We start from the raw sequence: 18,849 nt of genomic DNA on the forward strand, positions 1-18,849 counted from the left end.
GGGTATCTCTACTGTACCGGGAACCCCGTTCAAACTCACCCCTGGCGAGCGGCTAATGCATGACCATGTGGTCTTGGTGCCATACCGGTTTGGTCAGGGCAGCGCGTTACGAATCGCTGCCCTGAGGGTTTCGATACGAACGGGTTTCGGAATGAAGCCGTTCATGCCGGCATCAGAACAGGCCCGGCGCTCTTCATCAATAACCGCTGCCGTGAGCGCAACAATGGGCAGAGTGTAGCCCAGTGCGCGAAGTTTTTGGGTAGCGGTGATGCCATCCATCTCTGGCATGTTGATGTCCATTAACACCAGATCGAAGGCTTTTTCCTGAATGCGATTGATTGCGGCCAGGCCGGTATTCACCACCTCGACATCGGCCTCCAGGAATTGAACCATGCGCCGTATGATGATCTGGTTGGCCGGGTTGTCTTCCGCCACCAGAATGCTCAGCCCGCCAGGGATGCCCAGCTGCGGTGTCTGATCTGAATCTGCGCTGTTTTGCACCATACTCACCGGCAGGTGAACGCTGACCTCGGTGCCCTGGCCCGCCTGGCTTTCGATGTGAAAGCGGCCGTCCATCAGTTCCGCCAGCGATTTGCACACCGACAACCCAATGCCCGAGCCTTCATGCCCTCGATTGCGCTCCGGGCTGATCTGGTAAAACGGAATGCCGACACTGGCCAGTTTTTCTTGGGGAATACCTATGCCGTTGTCGCTCACCCTGAAGTTGACGATGCCAGTCTCAGGCGTTTTTTGCTCGTAATGAACCGCCAGCTCCACTTTGCCGCTGTCGGTGAATTTAATGGCATTGGTCAACAGGTTAGACAGTATCTGACGAACGCGTGCGGCATCGGCCAGAACCAGACCGGGCAGATTGTCGTCGACCACACAGCAATACTCGAGGTGCTTGTCTTCCGCCTGCTGTTGCACCAGTACAAAGGAATCACGAATGGGTTCCCGCAGGTTGCAGGGGGCCAGATCGATATCGAGCCGGTTATTCTCGATCTTCGACAGATCCAGAATATCGGCGGTCAACCGTTCCATAGCGGCGGCTGAGCGCTCCACCAGGTCGAGGTTTTCGAGCAATTCCGGGTCCTGGCTGCGTGCACGGAGCAACGACACAGTACCAACAATACCGTTCAGCGGCGTGCGCAATTCGTGGCTCATGTTGGCTAAAAACAGGTTCTTTGCCCGGTTGGCTGATTCCGCCTCCTCTTTGGCGTGGGCCAGAATGGTTTCGGCTTCCTTTATGTCATCGATGTTGCGCGAGGAACCAAATAGGTACTGGTTACCCTCGTGCCACACAGGCACCAGCATGGTGTGGAAGTAGTGAACCGAGCCATCGGGGGCGACTCCGGCCTCTTCATAATAAATGGCTTTGTCTTCACGCTGACAGCTACGGTACCGTTCAATCTGCACCTTGTGATCCGGCAGGAAATCGGCAACCCGGGTGCCCTTCAACTGATCACTGGTTACACCAACGGCGGCTTCGAGCACCGGGTTGATGTTGTGGATGAAAAAGTCATCGTCTTTCACCAGAATCAGGAACATGGTGTCCCGGGTGTTTTGCCACATTCCCCGGAAAAACAGCTGCTCAATGACGTCCATGTTCAGCTTCTTCCCAGTAAGACAACGGCTGGTAGGGCCCCGGGTACCCCATAGGCAGTAGCGCAGCCCGATAGGCCGCCAGAATACTGGGCGTCAGCAACTGGGGAACGGCACTAAGCCCAATCAGGTGCAGGGTAGGTGCTGTTGGGCTCAGGTAGTCATTCAGGGAGGCATTGGAGAAGGGCACGCCGTCTTCCGTAACCCAGCACAGGCTATCTGGCCCGACGGCCAGGGGGTGAGCCAGATCGTCGCGCCAGGCCATCATCGATTCGTTCAAAGCATAGAGCGTCAGCCCCGGCTGGCCATCGCTGGCCATTCGTACCTGGGTAATGTCAAAGCCCTGGGCAGTATGGCTGTCGACCTGGGTCAGCTTGCCGGAATAGAGGCAACGCATACGGCTGCCAAAGTACTGTTGTAAGGCGGGTACCGGGTCTGCTCCCAGTGCGCGTACCTGTTTCAGTAAGCGGCCGACATCCATCGCCTGGCCAACCGAGCCTTGCACCGCCACTTTCTCAAGCGCGCCGACGGTCGAAGGCCAGGTGGCAAAAGCACCGCTGGAGCCGAAGCTGGCTTCACTGACGATGCCCCGGGTCAGGGCGTCGGCCTGTTGCGGGGTATGAACGGTTAAATTGGCCGTAACCTGGTCGTTCTGAGTCGTGGTTTCATTGCCCAGCAGGTAGGGCTGTATTGGTGCGACTGCATTGAAGGTGCTCATCGCCAGCGTTGACATGGCCCTTCCCGCACCGTCTCCGTTCAGTACCGGTTTGCCGAGTTGAGCGGCGGCCATCATTGGAATCAGGCTGTTCATCGGGCCGGTTTCGCCAGGGATCAGGCACTCTATCGAGTACCCCAGGGCGGCTTCCAGCGCTTCGATCATGCGTTTGGGCGCGATGGTAAAGGGGGATTTGACCGATTCAGCCGCATTCGGTGAACCAATGCCAGCCGTCGTGGCTACCCTGTAATTGGCAGGCAGCTCACCCCATTCAACCAGAGTGGGGGTCATGCCTTGCTGTTTCATGGTGGCCAGTAGGGTGCGTGCCAGTGGCAAAGGGCCTCCGCCGCCACTGCCCATAAAGGCGGCGCCTTCGATCAGGTTGTCCAGATCGTCAAAATTCAGAACGGTTGGCATCCCCATCCTCCGGGTCATTATTGTGGTTACGCTGGTCGTGACTGCCACAAGCAAATGCCCGGTTTTGGCCTCGCTACGGACAGCGCATTAATGGGTGCTCAATTCAGTTTAGGGGGATGTGGCGTCCGGTACTAGTGGAAAAACGCCAGAAAACAGCGGAGAACCATTTAAAGTTAACAATGAAAGCCTGAGCCAGACAGTAAATGAGTTAACATCAGCCCATGTCTGACGTTACACAACATCTATCCCGGCCGCTGGCTATAACCATTCTGGTGTCAGCCGCCTGTTTGTTCGCCGCCAATCACGTCGCGGCCCGAGTGGCGTTCGATGATGGCACAGGCGTGTTACTGGCCATTCTGACGCGTGGCAGTATCGCTTTTCTGATGATGGTCAGTCTGGTGATCGCGCAACGACACCGGCTCGCAATACCGCCTGGAAAGCGCCGCTGGCAACTGATGCTGGGCGTGATGATCGCCGGGCAAAGCCTGTGTCTTTATTCAGCCGTGGCGCGCATTCCCGTTGCGGTGGCGCTGTTGCTGGTGAACACCTGGCCTATTCTCTACGCTTTGCTGACCTGGGTGCTGGGCGGTCGACGGCCTACCGTTCGGCTTACTGCGATAATGGTGGTGATTCTGATTGGCCTGATCATGGTACTCGACCTGGGCACCTGGCTATCCGACCCCACAGCCATGGGGCCAGACTGGTTGCCGGGTGTTGTGTTGGCGGAAGCAGCTGCCTTGTTCTTCGCAGTGGCCATCTGGGTCACCGAGAACCGGCTTTCCCGGCTACCGGGAGCCGTTCGCAGCGTTTTTACCATGATGACTGTGCTGGCACTCATGGCGACAGGTGGCTTGTTGGGCATTTTGCCCGGTGGTCTGGATCTGCCTCAAAGCCAGTCCGGCTGGGTCGCCCTGGCCAGCCTGGCCGCCCTCTATGGCACCGCCTCAACGGTGTTGTTTGTTCTGGTGCCCAGACTCAACATGACTCGAAATGCCCCGGTAATGAATCTGGAGCCGGTAGCATCGCTGTTGTTTGGCTTTGTGATTCTGGGGCAGGTGCTGGCCCCGGTTCAGTTGGTGGGCGGTGCGGTAGTACTGGGTGGCATCGTTTGGCTGAGCCTGATGCGTAAGGCATGAGACTCCCTAGAACAACCCATATCGCAGGCTGATCACCACGAGAGTCGAAGCGCCTATGAGGATATTCATTGGCAAACCGACCTTCAGGTAATCACTGAACCGGTAGCCGCCCGGGCCCATCACCATCAGGTTGGTCTGGTAGCCAAGTGGGGTGGCGAAGCTGGCCGAGGCGGCCATCATCACGCCGATGATGAAGGGTTCGGCGGCCACGTTCGCGGCAGTGGTGATCGACAATACAATCGGCACCATAACCACAGCTGCGGCGTTGTTGGTGATGATTTCGGTCAGTACCGAGACGGTAAAATACACCATAATCAGCATCAGCAAGGTGTCGCCGCCGCTCAGCGACACCAGCCACTGGGCGATGACTCCGGCCGCACCGGTAATCTGCAGCGCGTTGCCGAGCGCGAACGAGGCGGCAATGGTCAGCAATACCGGTGCATCGAGGCTTTTCTGAATCTGGCTGACCCGCAGGCAGCCGGTGGCAATCATCGCCGATGCGCCGAGCAGGGCGGCGTTGAGAATGCTGAGCAAGCCGACGGTGGCGCTCAACACCACGACAGCCAGTATCACCCAGGCGAGGCCCGCTTTATCGTGGCGCGGCCGTTCGGTTTCCAGATCGTTGATCAACAGGAAGTCCTGCGCGTAGTGCTGGCGGCTTACAAAAGCGGGCCGGGCTTCCAGCAACAACACATCACCGGCTTGCAGGCGAATATTGCCGAGGTTGCCCTGAACCCGTTTGCCATGTCGGGCCACGGCCAACACCACGGCGCCAAAGCGGTCCCGAAAGCGGGCGTCGCGAATGGTTTGGCCGATAACATCGGAGCGGGGCGACAGGGCGGCTTCGACCAGGCGGCGTTCGGCCCGGTGCTGGTCGAGGCTGGGCTCGTCGTCGTGGGTGGAGGGCACAATGCCCTGAATCCGCAACAAATCGGAAATAGCCTGGGTTTCGCCGGCAAACACCAGGCGGTCGCCACCCATCAGTCGTTCTTCAGAGGGCACCGCCGTCACCACGCTGCCCTGGCGTTCAATCTCAACCAGATATAAGCGGTCGAGGTTACGCAAGCCAGCCGAATCAACGGTTTTTCCCACCAGAGGCCCGGTCGGGTTCACCCGCACTTCCAGCGTAAATTCCCGCAGTGAACCAAATTTCTGGGCATCCTGCCGCTCCGGCAAAACCCGGGGAAAGACCCAGATGATGGCGACCAGGCCAATCAGCGCCACAGGTAAGCCAATGGCGGTAATGGAAAACAGCGACAGCGAGGTATCACCGGTCAGATCCCGGTACAGTCCGTTAACCACCAGGTTGGTGCTGGTGCCCATCAGCGTGAGGGTGCCCCCCAGAATGGCCGCATAGCTTAGAGGAATCATCAGTTTGGAGGGTGCAATGCCAATGCGGCGGCACCAGGCGTGAATGGCGGGTATCAGCGTCGCAACGACCGGAGTGTTGTTCAGAAAACCACTGAGCAGGGCGACCGGGAAGATGATGCGTGCCTGGGCGCGGCGCGGAGAGGTTGGCCGGCCCAGAAACCGGTTTACCAGCACATCGACGCCACCGGAATTATGAATGCCGGCGGCGACCACAAACAGGGCTGCTACGGTCATCAGACCCGTGTTGCTGAACCCCGCCAGGGCGGCTTCGGGGCTGATGATGCCGCTGGCGCTGAGCACAATCATCACCGCCAGCATCACCCAGTGCGGTGCATAGCGGCCGCTGGCCATCGTCGCCAGGGCGATCAGTGCCAGTGCAATGGTGGCGCAGCCTTGCCAGGTCATTCAGGGGTGCTCCCGATTGGAAAACCCCAAGAGTAACCAAGGGCGATGATTCTATAAATGAATTAAAAAGAATCTATAGGTAACTAATTGATATAAGAAGGCTCAAACTGGAAACCCGGTCGCTGGTACGGGTTATCTCCACAGTCAATCGCCCGAGGCAGAAGCCACTTCCGCTTTCTTGCGCTTGATCACCGGGTAGGCCACGGCGGTCAGGTGGGAGCAGATGCGCTGCATATCGCGCAGTACGTCGATGAATATCTGCGTCGACAACAAGTTCTCTGAGTGGTGACCACCCAACTGGTCGAGGTGGGCATGGCGTGCCGCCATGATCTCGGTGCGGTAGTTGCGTTTTACCGAGAGCAGGTCCTGGGCGAGGGTCAGGCTATCGCTGGTAAAAACCGCCTGCGACAGGCGGAACGCGTCGACCAACTCATCGTGCAATCGGTTGAGCACGGCTTTTTCTTCCGCATCGAACTCCACATTGTTGCGCACTTTGGTGCGCGCCTGGTGCATTAGGCTGGCATCGATGATGTCGCCAATGTGTTCCAGGTTGGTCATGTAGATGATGATTTCACGGCGCAGCGGTTGCGTCGAATGGGAGTGATCCGACTTATCGATCGACAGAATGTAATTCAGTGCCTCGCGATGCAGCCGGTCGATGTCGTCGTCGAGTTCACTGATCTGGCGGGCCAGATCCTTGTCGTCAAACGCATCCATGCTGTTGTTCAGCATGCGAAATACAACATCGGCAATGTGCATCGCCTCGTTGCGCACGTTGGCGATTGCCCGGCGCGGATTGTGAATATCGTCGATGGCGAGATAAATGGGCATCTCGTCTTCCTGCGACAAATCGGTGCCTTCTTCCTCGCCGGGGGCTGTGCGGCTGATCAGCGGCAACAACCAGGGTAGGAACAGGAGCAGCAGCAGGCCGTTGATCAGATTCAACAGACTGTGCGCGACGACGATGCCAACAGAGCCGCCGGGCAGGAAATCGCTCAGATGCCCGGCCGTCAGGGTCAAAATCAGCAAGCCAAGTACCATGGCGATACCGCGGAAGATCAGATTGCCAATCACCACCTGTCGGCCCTTGCGGTTCAGTGACCAGCCGGCGACCAGCGCGGGCATGGCGCCACCGAGGTTCGCACCCAGCAACATAAACAGCCCCGCATTCATGCTGATCGCATCGTCGCTGACGAATTGGGCAATCAGCAACACGCTGGCCAGGGTGGAATGAATCAGCCAGGTCAGAATGGCCAGCATGGTAATGGCCAGCGCCGAGTCAGATTCTACCCGGTTGATGATCAGCGTGGTGATATCACTGTGGCTCAGCATCGAGGTGGACTGGCCAATCAGATCGAGCGATAGCAGCACCAGGCCCACACCAATGGTAATGCGCCCGGCGTGTTTCCAGGCCCGGCTTGTGCTGTTTTTGAAAAAGACAAAACCGAGCAGTACCAGCGGTAATGCCAGCGCCTGAACATCGAGGTTGAGCAGAAACGCCGCTAGGCTTGCGCCGAATTCAGCGCCGAGTACGGTGGCCAGTGCCGCCGTAAGCGTCATCATGTTGGAGGCGGTAAACCCGCCGACCATCAACACAACCGCCGTCGACGATTGCAACAGAAACGCCGCGCTGACACCGCTGCTGAACGCGAGTGGGCGATTGCGGGTGGTTTTACGCAGCAGACGCTCCATCCTGCTGCCCAGCAGCCGGCTGAAACCGGTTTGGACCATGCGTATGCCCCACAGCAGCAGGGCAATGGCGCCGGCCAGTTGAATCAGAACTCCCATGTTCCGTTATTGTCCCAGTGTTGTTGCCTGGCCTTTGGTTGCCAGCCAGGTCTGTATCAGTTCAGTAACCCCATCGCCCGAGGCAGAGGGCGTTATGGCTTTCGGGTGGTGCGTCATGTGCTCAAGGTGTCGGCCAATATTGGCAACACCCACCGAGTTCGGGAAAAACTCGAACATGCTTTCATCGTTGGGGGCATCGCCGACGAAGACGACCTGTTGTTGCATCTGGGTATCGGCCAGTTGCCATTGCTCGGCCAGCATGCGGCGAGCCATGGCACCTTTATCGAAGGCACCGCGCCAGACATTGATGTGGATTGAGCTCTTTTTCACGCTGAACCCAGCCTGTCGCAGTGAGTGTACCACGGTGTCGGCCTGCACCGGAGTCAGACGAGCGTCCTGATTGTAATCGATCGCGACATCGACGTGCCGGAACGACTGGTCTTTGGCGTATTTCACCTCAAATGGCAGCGCCAAATTATCGACCGTCTGCACAATGGCGGCCTGGTCCGCCCGGTGGGTCACCCGATCCTGCCAGTAGTGCCAGCGTGTGCGTTGTTCCGGGTCTTTGACAATATAGAAACCACCGCTTTCGCCAATCACACCGGCCACCGGCCAGGTACGGATGATCTGATCGCACCAGCCGGCGCAGCCACCGGTCACCGGAATGATATGAATACCGGCATCGGCCAGTGCCCAGAGTGCCTGGTAGGTTTGCGGCAGCAGTCGGCCGTGGGTGGTCAGGGTGTCGTCGACGTCGGTTAACAGGAACCGCGCCTGGCTAAAATCCAGAGTGTTCATTCGTTGGGGGTGACCTCTGTGTCAGTAGGTGCTGCGTGCGAATCATCGGCCGGGTTGCCGGTTTCAAAAACGGTCAGTGCGGTGGGTCGCCAGTCGGCCCGGCCGTCGGGGAGTTGATCGGTTACGAACCAGTCCAGAGCGGTAAAGGGCGCAACCCGGGCCAGCGCCTGGCGCTCCCATTTACTGGCATCGGCGACCAGTACCCGGTGCCGGCTGTTATCCAGAATGGCGCGGCTGATCTGGGCCTCGCGCATGTCGAAGTCCATCAGGCCGCGCTCCGGATCGAGGCTGCCGGTGCCGATCAGGCCATAATCGGCGTAGTAATCGGAAAAGAAGCGGGTGGTTTCCTGGCCGACCACATCGTGGTCGTTGTGGCGCAACTGACCACCGGAGACGATGACATCGATGTTGGGACAGCTGCACAACAGCGAGGCAATGTTGAGGTTGTTGGTCAGCACCTTCAGCCCCTGATGTTGCGACAGTTCCCGCGCCACAAACTCCAGAGTGGTGCCGATGCCCAGAAACACCGAGGAGTTGTCCGGAATCATCGCCGCGACTTTGCGGGCAATGGATTGTTTGGCGAACTGGTTCAGCACCTGGCGAGAGGTGAACGACAAATTGGATACCGAAGAGGGCAGGCTGACGCCACCATAGCGCCGTCGCAACAGCCCGCTTTCGCACAGCTGGTTGATGTCGCGTCGAATGGTTTGCGGCGTTACCCCAAACCGGTCGACCAGGGCATCCACTTCAAGATGCTCCTGCAGCTGTGCCCAGTCGAGAATGGCTTGTTGGCGTTCTGTGATTTTCATCGGCTCACGGTTCCGGTGCAAAAACAGGGTTCAGGCTGGCCACAACGGGCGCCAGTGACCCCTTGTGGTGTTACCGGCTAGCGCCGAGCAACAGTGGGTCGTCGGTGATAATACCATCAACACCCAGCTGCAGAAGGTGCGCTGCCCGCTCAGGCTCGTTCACGGTGTAGCAATACAGGTCGAGACCGCTGGCGCGAATCTGGCTTACCTGCTCCACCGAAAGATACCGATGGTCGCAGTGCACACTCACCAGGTTCAGCTCTTCCGCGATCTCTGCCCAGTCGTTGGGAATACGCTCCCACAGGTGGCCGCATTGCCAGTCAGGCCGCCAATGGTGCAACAAATTCAGCACCTCGGAGTTGAAACTCGAGATCAGCAGTTTGTCAGTATCGCGCCACTGAGTGTCCAGCACCTTAATGGTATCGAACACAATCTGCTCGGGTGTAAACTCCGGGTAGACCTTGATCTCCAGGTTCAGGCCGAGCCCCAGTGTCTGTATATGATCCAGCGCCTGGCTCAGGGTCGCCATGCGTTCACCGCTGTAGTCCGTCGAAAAATGGCTGCCGATATCCAGTGATGCCACATCTTCCCAGCGCTGGTCGCACAGCCGGCCCCGGGCCGAGGTCAGTCGGCCGAGCTGGTCGTCGTGAAACATCACCAGAGTACCATCACCCAGGCGGTTGACGTCGATTTCCACCCAGGGTGTGCCGATCTCGTGGGTTTTGGTCATCGCCCCCAGGGTATTTTCCGGTGCCAGTAACGACGCACCGCGATGAGCGATCAGGCGGCTGGCAATCATGAACCCAGTCTCTTGCCGGTGGCCTTATCAAACAGGTGGCACCGCTCCCGGTCGACGCGCAAGGGCAGCCGGTGGCCGCGCTTGAATTGCTGTTTGCCAGGCTGCTCCGAGGTGATCAGCGCTTCCGTGCCTGGAAAATAGCCGTACAACAGGGTATCCGCACCCAGCGGTTCAATCATGTCGACGCTGAGCGTGAAGTCGGCTTCGGTTTCCTCGCAGGCTTCCATGTGTTCCGGGCGAATACCCAGCACCACGTCGAGGTCGTGCGCATCGTCAGGCAGGTTCGGGTCGTTCAGTTCCAGCACCACATCAGGCGACAGAATCAGCCGGTTGCCGTTCAGACTGGCGTCGAGAAAGTTCATCGCCGGTGAACCGAGAAAGCCTGCCACGAATTGCGTGGCCGGCTTTTCGTAGAGTTCGATCGGCGGGCCAACCTGTTCGACGTTGCCTTCGTTCATCACCACCAACCGGTCAGCCAGAGTCATGGCTTCAACCTGATCGTGCGTTACATAAATTGCGGTGGTCGCAAATTCCTGCTGCAGGCGTTTGATCTCGATGCGCATCTGTACCCGCAGTTTGGCATCGAGGTTCGACAGCGGTTCGTCAAACAGAAACACCTTGGGGTTGCGCACAATGGCGCGGCCCATGGCAACGCGCTGGCGCTGCCCGCCGGAAAGCTGGCCGGGTTTGTTATGCAGCAAATTGGTGATTTCCAGAATCTCGGCGGCTTTCTCGACCTTTTTCTGAATCTCGTCTTTGGGCACCTTACGGTTTTTCAGGCCATAGGCCATGTTCTGAAACACCGTCATGTGCGGGTAGAGTGCGTAGTTCTGGAACACCATGGCGATATCGCGCTCGGAGGGTTCCAGATCATTCACGCGCACCTCGTCGATGTAAAGGTCGCCACCGGTAATGGTTTCCAGCCCGGCGACCATGCGCAACGAGGTGGACTTACCGCAACCGGAAGGCCCAACCAGCACCAGCATTTCGCCATCGGTAATGTCGAGGTTCAAATTCTCAATCGCCTGATGACCGTTGGCGTAGGTTTTTTTGATGTTTTTCAATGACACTGTGGCCACGTTCAATCCCCTTTATTTTTCCTGCTCAATCAGGCCTTTGACGAATAGTTTTTGCATGCCCAGCACCACAATAACCGGTGGCAGCATGGCCAGAATGGTGGTGGTCATGATGATGTTCCACGGAATGTTGCCTTCACCGGCCGACATCAGGCGTTTGATCACCATGACGATGGTGTAGTAATCCTCATCGGTGGTAATCAGCAGCGGCCAGAGGTACTGGTTCCAGCCGTAGATAAACAAGATGACAAACAGGGCAGCAATGTTGTTGACCGACAAGGGCAACAAAATATCCTTGAAGAACTTGAACGGGCCCGCGCCGTCTATGCGTGCAGCTTCCATCAGCGAGCTTGGCACTGACATGAAAAACTGCCGGAACAGAAAGGTTGCCGTAGCACTGGCGATCAGCGGAATAGTCAGGCCGGCATAAGAGTTCAACATGCCAAGGCTGGCGACGACTTCATAAGTGGGCAGAATGCGCACTTCCACCGGCAGCATCAGCGTCAGGAAAATCAGCCAGAAGCAGGTTTTGCGAAACGGAAACCGGAAATAGACGATGGCATAGGCCGATAGAATGGAAATCACAATCTTACCGACGGCGATCACCATGGCCATGATGAAACTGTTCCACATCATCCAGGAGGCCGACACACTGACACCGAGCACGCGCTCTTCGTTAGACAGCACACGCCGGAAGTTGCCAAAGCCTTCCTCGCCGAACCACAACGGCATCAGACCCGAGACAAATTCGCTCGACGAATTGGTAGAAGCCACCAGAGCAATCCAGATCGGGAAGCCAATAATAAACACACCCAGAATCAGAACCAGGTGCCGGGTTACGGTAAGCCAGGGGCGATTCTCAACCATCAGTATTGCACCTTCTTCTCAACGTAACGGAACTGAACGACCGTCAGCGTAATCACAATAATCATCAGGATGACCGACTGGGCCGCCGAGCCGCCCAGATCAAGCCCGACAAAACCGTCTTCGTACACCTTGTACACCAGCGTCTTGGTTGAGCTGCCAGGCCCGCCTAGGGTGGTGGCGTGAATCACACCGAAGGTTTCAAAGAAGGCATACACAATGTTCACCACCAGCAAGAAGAAAGCAGTGGGAGAGAGCAACGGAAACACAATTTGCCAGAACCGTTTGAACGGACTGGCGCCATCGATGGCCGCCGCTTCAATCAGCGAGCGGGGAATGGCCTGCAGACCTGCCAGGAAAAACAAAAAGTTATAGCTGATCTGTTTCCAGGCCGAGGCAATCACCACCACCGTCATCGCTTCACCGGAATTGACGTAGTGGTTCCAGTCATAACCGAAGGCGCCCATCCAGAACGGCAACACACCCATGGAAGGGTTAAACATCAGCCACCACAACACGGCAGCAACAACCGGTGCCACCGCATAGGGCCAGATCAACAGCGTTTTATAGGCGGAAGCGCCTTTCACCACCCGGTCGGCCATCGCCGCTAGCAACAGCGCGAGAATCATACCGACCAGTGCGACCATGGCGCTGAACACAAAGGTAACGCGGACACTGTTCCAGTATTCCGGGTCTTCCAGCAAATAGATGAAGTTCTCGAACCAGACAAACTCCACCGAGAAACCAAAGGCATCTTCAATCAGAAAAGATTGATAGAGCGCCTGACCCGCAGGCCAGATAAAAAACACCAGCGTGATAATCAGCTGGGGGGCAAGCAAAAAAAAGGGCAGCACTTTATGGCTGAAAACCGCATTGTCGTGCATGGTTTGGCTCGTTGCGCAAAAGTGAAAAAGGACGCCGGCAACTACGAGAGGATTGCTCTGAGGTGCCGGCGTTAAAAAGAGCTGGGAGGCTCCTTAGTAATGTCATGCAATGTAAAGTTTCGGAGTTCGCCGAAGATGCCAGCGGCGGGTGCCGGGTATGCTCCTGCGGGGTAGTCCGAAACATGGATGTTTCGGCCTAGGCTCCACGGATGGATTTACGCCGACCCCGCAGGAGCATACCCGGTAGCCGGTGCGGCCCAGGGACTCCCAGCCGTCCCGAACTCCAATACTATCTTTAGCGATTGGCACGCTCGAAACGACGCAGCTGGTCGTTGCCACGCGAAGTCGCTGTGTTCAGCGCTTCTTCAGCCGTTGCTTCGCCGTTCCAGACGGATTCGAGCGCTTCATCGATGATGCCGCGAATCTGCGGGAAGTTGCCGAGGCGCAGGCCACGTGAATTGGCCGTTGGCTCAACAGCGGTCATCTGGTTGATTGACGTATCGGTGCCCGGGTTTTCACGGTAGAAACCCTGTTCTTTCGTCAGCTCAATGGCTTCGTAGGTAACCGGCAGATAACCGGAGAACTGGTGCCAGTCGGCCTGAACTTCCGGCAATGACAGATAGTCGAAGAAGGCTGCAACCGCCTCGTAGTTGGCATCGTCATGGCCGCGCAGAGTCCACAGGGTGGCGCCACCGATGATGGTGTTCTGCGGAGTGTCGATGACCGATTCCCAGTACGGCAACTGGCTCACGCCGAATTCAAACTGGGCATTACGGTTGATACCGGCATAACCCGCGGAAGACTCTGTGAACATGCCGCATTCTTCACTGTAGAACTTGGCGGAGCCTTCGTTGGTGCGGCCCGAGTAGCTGAAAATGCCTTCCTGTTGCCATTCGCCCATTTGCTCGATGTGGGCAATCTGAACATCGGAGTTGAACACCAGCTCGGTGTTCAGGCCGCCGAAGCCATTGGCTTTAGTGGCAAAAGGCACGTTGTGGCGAGCCGACAGGTTTTCCAGGTGGATCCAGGATTGCCAGGCCGTGGTGAAGCCACAGTCGTAACCGGCTTCCAGCAGCTTGTTGCCGAACTCATCCATTTCTTCCCAGGTGCGCGGGCCGCGATCGGGCAGGCCTGCTTCTGCGAACATGGCTTTGTTGTAGTACAGCACCGGCGTCGAGCTGTTGAACGGCATGGACAGCATGTTGCCATTTTCATCAGCGTAGTAGCCGGTAACACTGCTCAGATAGTCTTCCTGATTAAAGCCGTCGCTCAGCTCATCCATCATTTGGTACATCGGGTAGATAGCGCCTTCAGCGGCCATCATGGTGGCGGTGCCGACTTCATAAACCTGGACGATTTCTGGCTGTTCACCGGAACGGAAGGCCGCAATGGCGCCGGTCATGGTGTCGTTGTAGTTGCCACGGTAGGTGGCATTGACCACGTAATTGGACTGGGAGCCGTTGAACTCAGCAACGATCTCATCGACTTTCTCACCCAGAGCGCCGCCCATGGCGTGCCAGAGTTCGATTTCAGTTTCGGCAAAAGCCTGGCTGGCGCCCAGAGCGCTGACCGCGAGGACTAGCAGTTTCTTGTTCATCTGACGTTCTCACTCTTTTTAGTGTGACTTGAGTTTGTTGTTTCGGTTTTTCGAACGAGCATGGAAAATAGCATCGAACGAAAATAATTGACAAGCGAAATCGACAATACAGACAAAAAATGACAGTTTTATGATCGTTTGAGATTTATTTTCATCGCTTTATACATCTTGTGGTTCGAACGAACATACCAACGAAAATGCCCTGTTCCGTTTGAACTTCGTGCAGGGACGGGTTTAATCCGCTCACGAGACCGGCTAAGGTTGGCGACCCGAATCCGGAACCGACGCAATGAAGCTGCTGCACACCTCCGACTGGCACCTGGGCCGACAATTTCACAACCAGTCACTGCTGGCCGATCAGGCCGGGGTGCTCGATCAGGTCATCGATTATGTAGAAGCGGAACAGATCGACGTCGTGCTGATTTCCGGCGACATTTACGACCGGTCAGTCCCCCCGGCCGAAGCCGTCACCCTGCTCAATCAGACCTTGCGTAGGCTCTGCGTCGACCTGGCGGTGCCGGTGATCATGATCAGTGGCAATCACGACAGCCCCGAGCGCCTGGGCTTCGGCGCCGGGCTGATGCAAGGTGCCGGCCTGCACATTCTCAGCGACCTGGCGCAGGTGGATACGCCCGTCATCATTCCCCACGCCGAGGGCGACGTGGCGTTTTATGGCATTCCCTATTGCCAGCCGGAGCATGTTCGGTCTGTCTTCGACGAAAATGTACGCAGCTTCGACGAGGCCCATACGTTTCTGGTTGAGCGCATCAAAGCGGCGTTTCAGCCGGGCCAGCGACGGGTGCTGCTATCGCACTGTTTTGTTAGCGGCGCCGAGGAAAGTGATTCGGAGCGGCCGCTGTCACTGGGCGGTGCCGATACCGTTCGCTGGCAACCGATGCGCGAGTTCGACTACGTTGCGCTCGGCCATCTGCACGCGCCCCAGTTCCGGGGCGAAGCTCACATTCGGTATTCCGGCTCACTGATGAAGTACAGCTTTTCGGAAGTGACGCAGAAGAAAGGCGTCACCCGGGTAGAGCTGCCAGCACAGGGTCAGGCAACCGTCACGGCCCTGCCACTCACACCAGAGCGGGACCTGCGTATCGTAGAAGGCGAGTTCGATACCCTGATGGCCGGGGGCAAAGATGACCCTCGCAACGACGACTACCTGCTGGTGCGCCTCACTGATACTCGCGCCATACTCGATACCCTGAGCCAGTTGCGCCAGGTTTATCCCCATGTGCTGCATTTGGAAAAACCGGGCCTGGCGCCCGACCGCCCGGCGCAGCTGGCCTCCCGCGAGCAACTGAAGCGCACCGAATTGGAACTGTTCGCCGATTTCTTTGAACAAACCCAGGGCGAAGCCCTGAACGACGCCCAGCGTGAGGCGCTAAAAACCGTCATTCAATCGGTGCACCAGAGCGAGGGCCAGGCATGAAGCCGCAGCGTCTCAGCATCAGCGCCTTTGGCCCCTTCGCCGGCGAGGAAGTGGTCGACTTCACCCGCTTTGGCGAATCGGCCCTTTTTCTGATCAACGGCCCAACCGGTGCCGGTAAAAGCAGCCTGCTCGATGCCATTTGCTTCGCCCTCTATGGCGTGACCACCGGCGGCGAACGCGAAGCCGCCAGCATGCGCTCCGACCAGGCACCGGATGACCTGGACACCTGCATAGTGTTTGACTTTCAACTCGGGGATACCCTCTACCGGATCGAGCGCACGCCCATCCAGCAAGTCGCCAAGAAACGCGGCGAAGGCGTCACTACTCGCCAGGCCGATGCCAAACTGTGGCGCATGCCCCCGGCTTTGCTACCGACATCGTTTGAAGAGCAACAAGCCGACTTGTTGCCGTTAAAAGGCATTCGCGAGATCAACGACGAGATTCAAACCCTGACCGGCCTGAACGCCGACCAGTTTCGCCAGGTGATGGTGCTGCCCCAGGGTAAGTTCCGCGAACTGCTGTTAGCCTCGTCGAACGACCGCGAAGCCATTTTCAGTCAGCTGTTTCAGACGCACACCTTCAAAGCCATTGAAGACCGGCTGAAAGAGCAGGCGGCCGAGATCCGCAACCAGCGCGATAAGCTGACCGAACGCCTGGCCGGGCATCTCGATTCGGCAGGCGTGGAGACGGCCGAAGCGCTGGATGAACGCCTGGCAGAACTTGCGCCGGCAGTGGACGCCGCACGCACCAAACAGGCCGAGGCGCTCAAGGCGGAAGCCAACGCCCGGCGCGCGCACGAAGACAGCCAGGCATTGCAACAGCAGTTTGAGCAACTGGCCAAAGACCAGGCGGCCCGACGCGACTGGGAAACCCAGGCCAAGGCGATCACAGAGAAAGAAGCCCTGATCAGCGCAGCCCGACAGGCGGAAAAACTGGGTCCGGTCTGGGAGCGTCAGCAGCAGAGCCAGCGTAACGAGGCCAAAGAGCAGCAAACGCTGGTGCAACTGACGCAGTCAGTCACCGACCTGGAACAGCAAAAACCGGCCATCGACGCCGAACTCGCCGCCGCCAGAGACGCCCACGCCGGGGTCGATGCACTGAAATCGGAACAGGATACCCTGACCCGGCTGCGCAGCCAGAGCGAGCAATTGCGGGAGGGCCAAGCACGCCTTGCTCGCTCCCGTTCAACCGTTGAACAGTTCGACAAAGACGCCCGGGCCCGCAGCGAACAGAAAACCGGCCTGAACGCTCAGCTACAAAGCCTGGAGCGCCAGATCGCGGAATCCGGTGATCTTTCTGCCGAGCAGTTGCGTTTGCAGCATCTGCTGGAGCGGCTGACCCGACTGGGTAAGCTGAAACGCCGCTGGGTCGAGCTGGATGTAACGGCGACCAAACAGCACGCCGAGGCCGACCGCTGCCAACAGGAACTGACCCGCGCCGAAGCCAGCGCCGACGCCCTGAGAACCGAGGCGCTGAAGCAGGAGCAGGCCTGGCATTTGGGCCAGGCGGCTCAGTTGGCGGCTCAGTTAAACGAAGGGGAACCGTGCCCGGTGTGCGGCAGCGAAGCCCACCCACACCCGGCGCAAGCCGATGCCGAACCGGTTAGCCGGGAACAGGTTGCCCAGGCGCGCACTGCACTGGAAACTCAGTTGGCCGCCGTCAGCAAGGCCCAGCAAGCCCGAGACCGGGCCCGCCACAGCGCTGAAGAGGCAAGCCAGCAAGCACAGCGGTTGCGGGAAGATCTGGAAGAGTACGCCGACCGGTCGATGGAAGACCTGGAGCAGGACTACAAAACCAACCAGCGTACCCGTCAAACACTGCAACAACAGGCCGAGGCACTGGCAAGCGCCAAAACCCAACTGGACAGTACCCGCCAGAATATCAGCCAGATCGACCAGCAAGACGCCGAAGCCAGGCCATTGCGCGAGCAAGCCGTGAGCGAAAAAGCCGCCGCAGAGCAGGCGGTCGACAGCCTCGAACAAGCCATTCCCGAAGCCTACCGCGAAGCGGGCGCACTGGAAGCCCGGCTGGGCGACGTTGTCCGGCACATCGAACAGATCAGCCAGCGTTGGGAGCAGGCTCAGCAACAGCAAAACCGTTTCAGTGAGACACTCACCGCAGCCAAGGCACGGGTTGCGGACCAGACCAATCGGTTGGCAGAGGCCAGGCAGGGCCTGGAAGAGGCTGCCAAGCGCTGGCAGTCCGCACTGGAAGACAGCCCTTTCGACACGGAAGCCGACTTCACCCGGGCACGCCACGACGAAGCCGAACTTGAGCAATGGCAACGCCAGATCGACGAGCATCGCCAGGCCGGTGAAAAGCTCAAATGGTCCATTCAGCAGCAGGAAACGGCACTGGCCGATAAAACCAGACCAGACCTGGCGCAGCTGGAAACCGACTGGAAACAGACCCAGGCCGCCCTGGAAACCGCCAGCCGCCATTACGATGAACAGCAAGCCCTGCTAAAAGCCGCCACCGACGTTAAAAAACGCATGGCCGAAACCCTGCAGAAAATCAAACAGCTGGAAGCCGACTACGGCGTAACCGGCACTCTGGCCGAAGTTGCCAGCGGCAAAAATGGCCAGCGCATCAGTTTGCAGCGGTTTGTACTCAGCGTATTGCTCGATGACGTACTGATCGAAGCCAGCCACCGGCTGACCACCATGAGCAAGGGCCGCTACCAGCTGCTGCGCCGTCAAGACAGAACCAAGGGCAACGTGGCCTCCGGGCTGGATCTGGATGTCGAAGACGCCTATACCGGGAAATCCCGTCCGGTGAGTACCCTGTCGGGCGGGGAAAGTTTTATGGCTGCGTTGGCACTGGCGCTGGGGCTGTCGGACGTAGTACAGGCCTATGCGGGCGGGATTCGGCTGGATGCTTTGTTCATCGATGAAGGCTTTGGCTCATTGGACCCCGATTCATTGGATCTGGCCATCGAAACCCTGATGGAGCTGCGCGCTAACGGCCGCAGTGTGGGCATAATTTCGCATGTATCGGAACTGAAGGAGCAGATACCGCAGCGTATAGATGTGCGGCCTTCTCAGGCTGGCAGTCGGATAGAGATTATTTCGAACTGACTTTCGAATTAAATGGTGTCTGCTGAGAAGACGAGCGGCGGCTTCCGGGTGAGCCCCTGTGGGGTAGTCCACAACA

The 18,849-nt window shown here is 58.2% G+C and carries 14 protein-coding genes; 3 read left to right on the forward strand and 11 right to left on the reverse strand.

Annotation, left to right across the window (positions count from 1 at the left end; translation table 11 throughout):
- Positions 1-93: 93 nt before the first annotated feature.
- Positions 94-1,605, reverse strand: coding sequence for an ATP-binding protein (locus ABJT94_RS17890; protein ID WP_348477307.1), 1,512 nt, complete (start codon positions 1,603-1,605; stop codon positions 94-96).
- Positions 1,592-2,734, reverse strand: coding sequence for a DUF917 family protein (locus ABJT94_RS17895; RefSeq protein ID WP_348477308.1), 1,143 nt, complete (start codon positions 2,732-2,734; stop codon positions 1,592-1,594). Before ABJT94_RS17895 ends, ABJT94_RS17890 begins: the two co-directional genes overlap by 14 nt.
- Before the next feature lie 221 nt (positions 2,735-2,955).
- On the opposite strand from ABJT94_RS17895, the gene ABJT94_RS17900 reads away from it, so the two are divergent.
- Positions 2,956-3,870, forward strand: a complete 915-nt coding sequence (locus ABJT94_RS17900) for a DMT family transporter (protein WP_348477309.1) — start codon at positions 2,956-2,958, stop codon at positions 3,868-3,870.
- A gap of 6 nt (positions 3,871-3,876) precedes the next feature.
- Here ABJT94_RS17900 and ABJT94_RS17905 read toward each other — a convergent pair whose 3' ends face one another.
- The 9 genes from ABJT94_RS17905 to ugpB all read right to left on the reverse strand — a co-directional run bounded on the left by ABJT94_RS17905 (position 3,877) and on the right by ugpB (position 14,261).
- On the reverse strand, positions 3,877-5,646 hold the full coding sequence (locus ABJT94_RS17905; RefSeq protein ID WP_348477311.1) for an SLC13 family permease: 1,770 nt from the start codon (positions 5,644-5,646) through the stop codon (positions 3,877-3,879).
- A 144-nt stretch (positions 5,647-5,790) separates the two neighbouring features.
- Positions 5,791-7,434 carry a Na/Pi cotransporter family protein gene (locus ABJT94_RS17910; protein ID WP_348477312.1) on the reverse strand — a complete coding sequence of 548 codons (1,644 nt, stop codon included), beginning with the start codon at positions 7,432-7,434 and terminating at the stop codon, positions 5,791-5,793.
- Positions 7,435-7,440: 6 nt separating this feature from the next.
- Positions 7,441-8,232 (reverse strand): HAD-IIB family hydrolase, encoded by a 792-nt coding sequence (locus tag ABJT94_RS17915; RefSeq protein WP_348477313.1) that lies wholly within the window; start codon positions 8,230-8,232, stop codon positions 7,441-7,443.
- Entirely contained in the window at positions 8,229-9,041 is an 813-nt protein-coding gene (locus ABJT94_RS17920) for a DeoR/GlpR family DNA-binding transcription regulator (protein WP_348477314.1), read from the reverse strand. The genes ABJT94_RS17915 and ABJT94_RS17920 overlap by 4 nt, the downstream gene beginning before the upstream one ends.
- 70 nt (positions 9,042-9,111) lie before the next feature.
- On the reverse strand, positions 9,112-9,840 hold the full coding sequence (locus ABJT94_RS17925; protein ID WP_348477315.1) for a glycerophosphodiester phosphodiesterase family protein: 729 nt from the start codon (positions 9,838-9,840) through the stop codon (positions 9,112-9,114).
- A complete protein-coding gene (locus ABJT94_RS17930) occupies positions 9,837-10,919 on the reverse strand; it encodes a sn-glycerol-3-phosphate import ATP-binding protein UgpC (RefSeq protein WP_348477316.1) in 1,083 nt (360 codons plus the stop codon). The genes ABJT94_RS17925 and ABJT94_RS17930 overlap by 4 nt, the downstream gene beginning before the upstream one ends.
- 12 nt (positions 10,920-10,931) lie before the next feature.
- Positions 10,932-11,783 carry a sn-glycerol-3-phosphate ABC transporter permease UgpE gene (gene ugpE, locus ABJT94_RS17935; protein ID WP_348477317.1) on the reverse strand — a complete coding sequence of 284 codons (852 nt, stop codon included), beginning with the start codon at positions 11,781-11,783 and terminating at the stop codon, positions 10,932-10,934.
- The gene (ugpA, locus tag ABJT94_RS17940) at positions 11,783-12,664 is read right to left on the reverse strand and encodes a sn-glycerol-3-phosphate ABC transporter permease UgpA (RefSeq protein WP_348477318.1); all 882 of its coding nucleotides are present in this window, start codon (positions 12,662-12,664) and stop codon (positions 11,783-11,785) included. Before ugpA ends, ugpE begins: the two co-directional genes overlap by 1 nt.
- A 295-nt stretch (positions 12,665-12,959) precedes the next feature.
- Complete coding sequence (ugpB, locus tag ABJT94_RS17945) at positions 12,960-14,261, reverse strand: sn-glycerol-3-phosphate ABC transporter substrate-binding protein UgpB (RefSeq protein ID WP_348477320.1); 1,302 nt, start codon at positions 14,259-14,261, stop codon at positions 12,960-12,962.
- Positions 14,262-14,550: 289 nt separating this feature from the next.
- Between ugpB and ABJT94_RS17950 the strand changes: the two genes are divergently transcribed.
- A complete protein-coding gene (locus ABJT94_RS17950) occupies positions 14,551-15,696 on the forward strand; it encodes an exonuclease SbcCD subunit D (protein ID WP_348477322.1) in 1,146 nt (381 codons plus the stop codon).
- Positions 15,693-18,773 carry an SMC family ATPase gene (locus ABJT94_RS17955; protein WP_348477323.1) on the forward strand — a complete coding sequence of 1,027 codons (3,081 nt, stop codon included), beginning with the start codon at positions 15,693-15,695 and terminating at the stop codon, positions 18,771-18,773. Before ABJT94_RS17950 ends, ABJT94_RS17955 begins: the two co-directional genes overlap by 4 nt.
- The last annotated feature ends 76 nt before the right edge of the window (positions 18,774-18,849 follow it).

It is taken from the genome of Saccharospirillum sp. (assembly GCF_039982735.1).
Lineage (GTDB): Bacteria > Pseudomonadota > Gammaproteobacteria > Pseudomonadales > Natronospirillaceae > Saccharospirillum.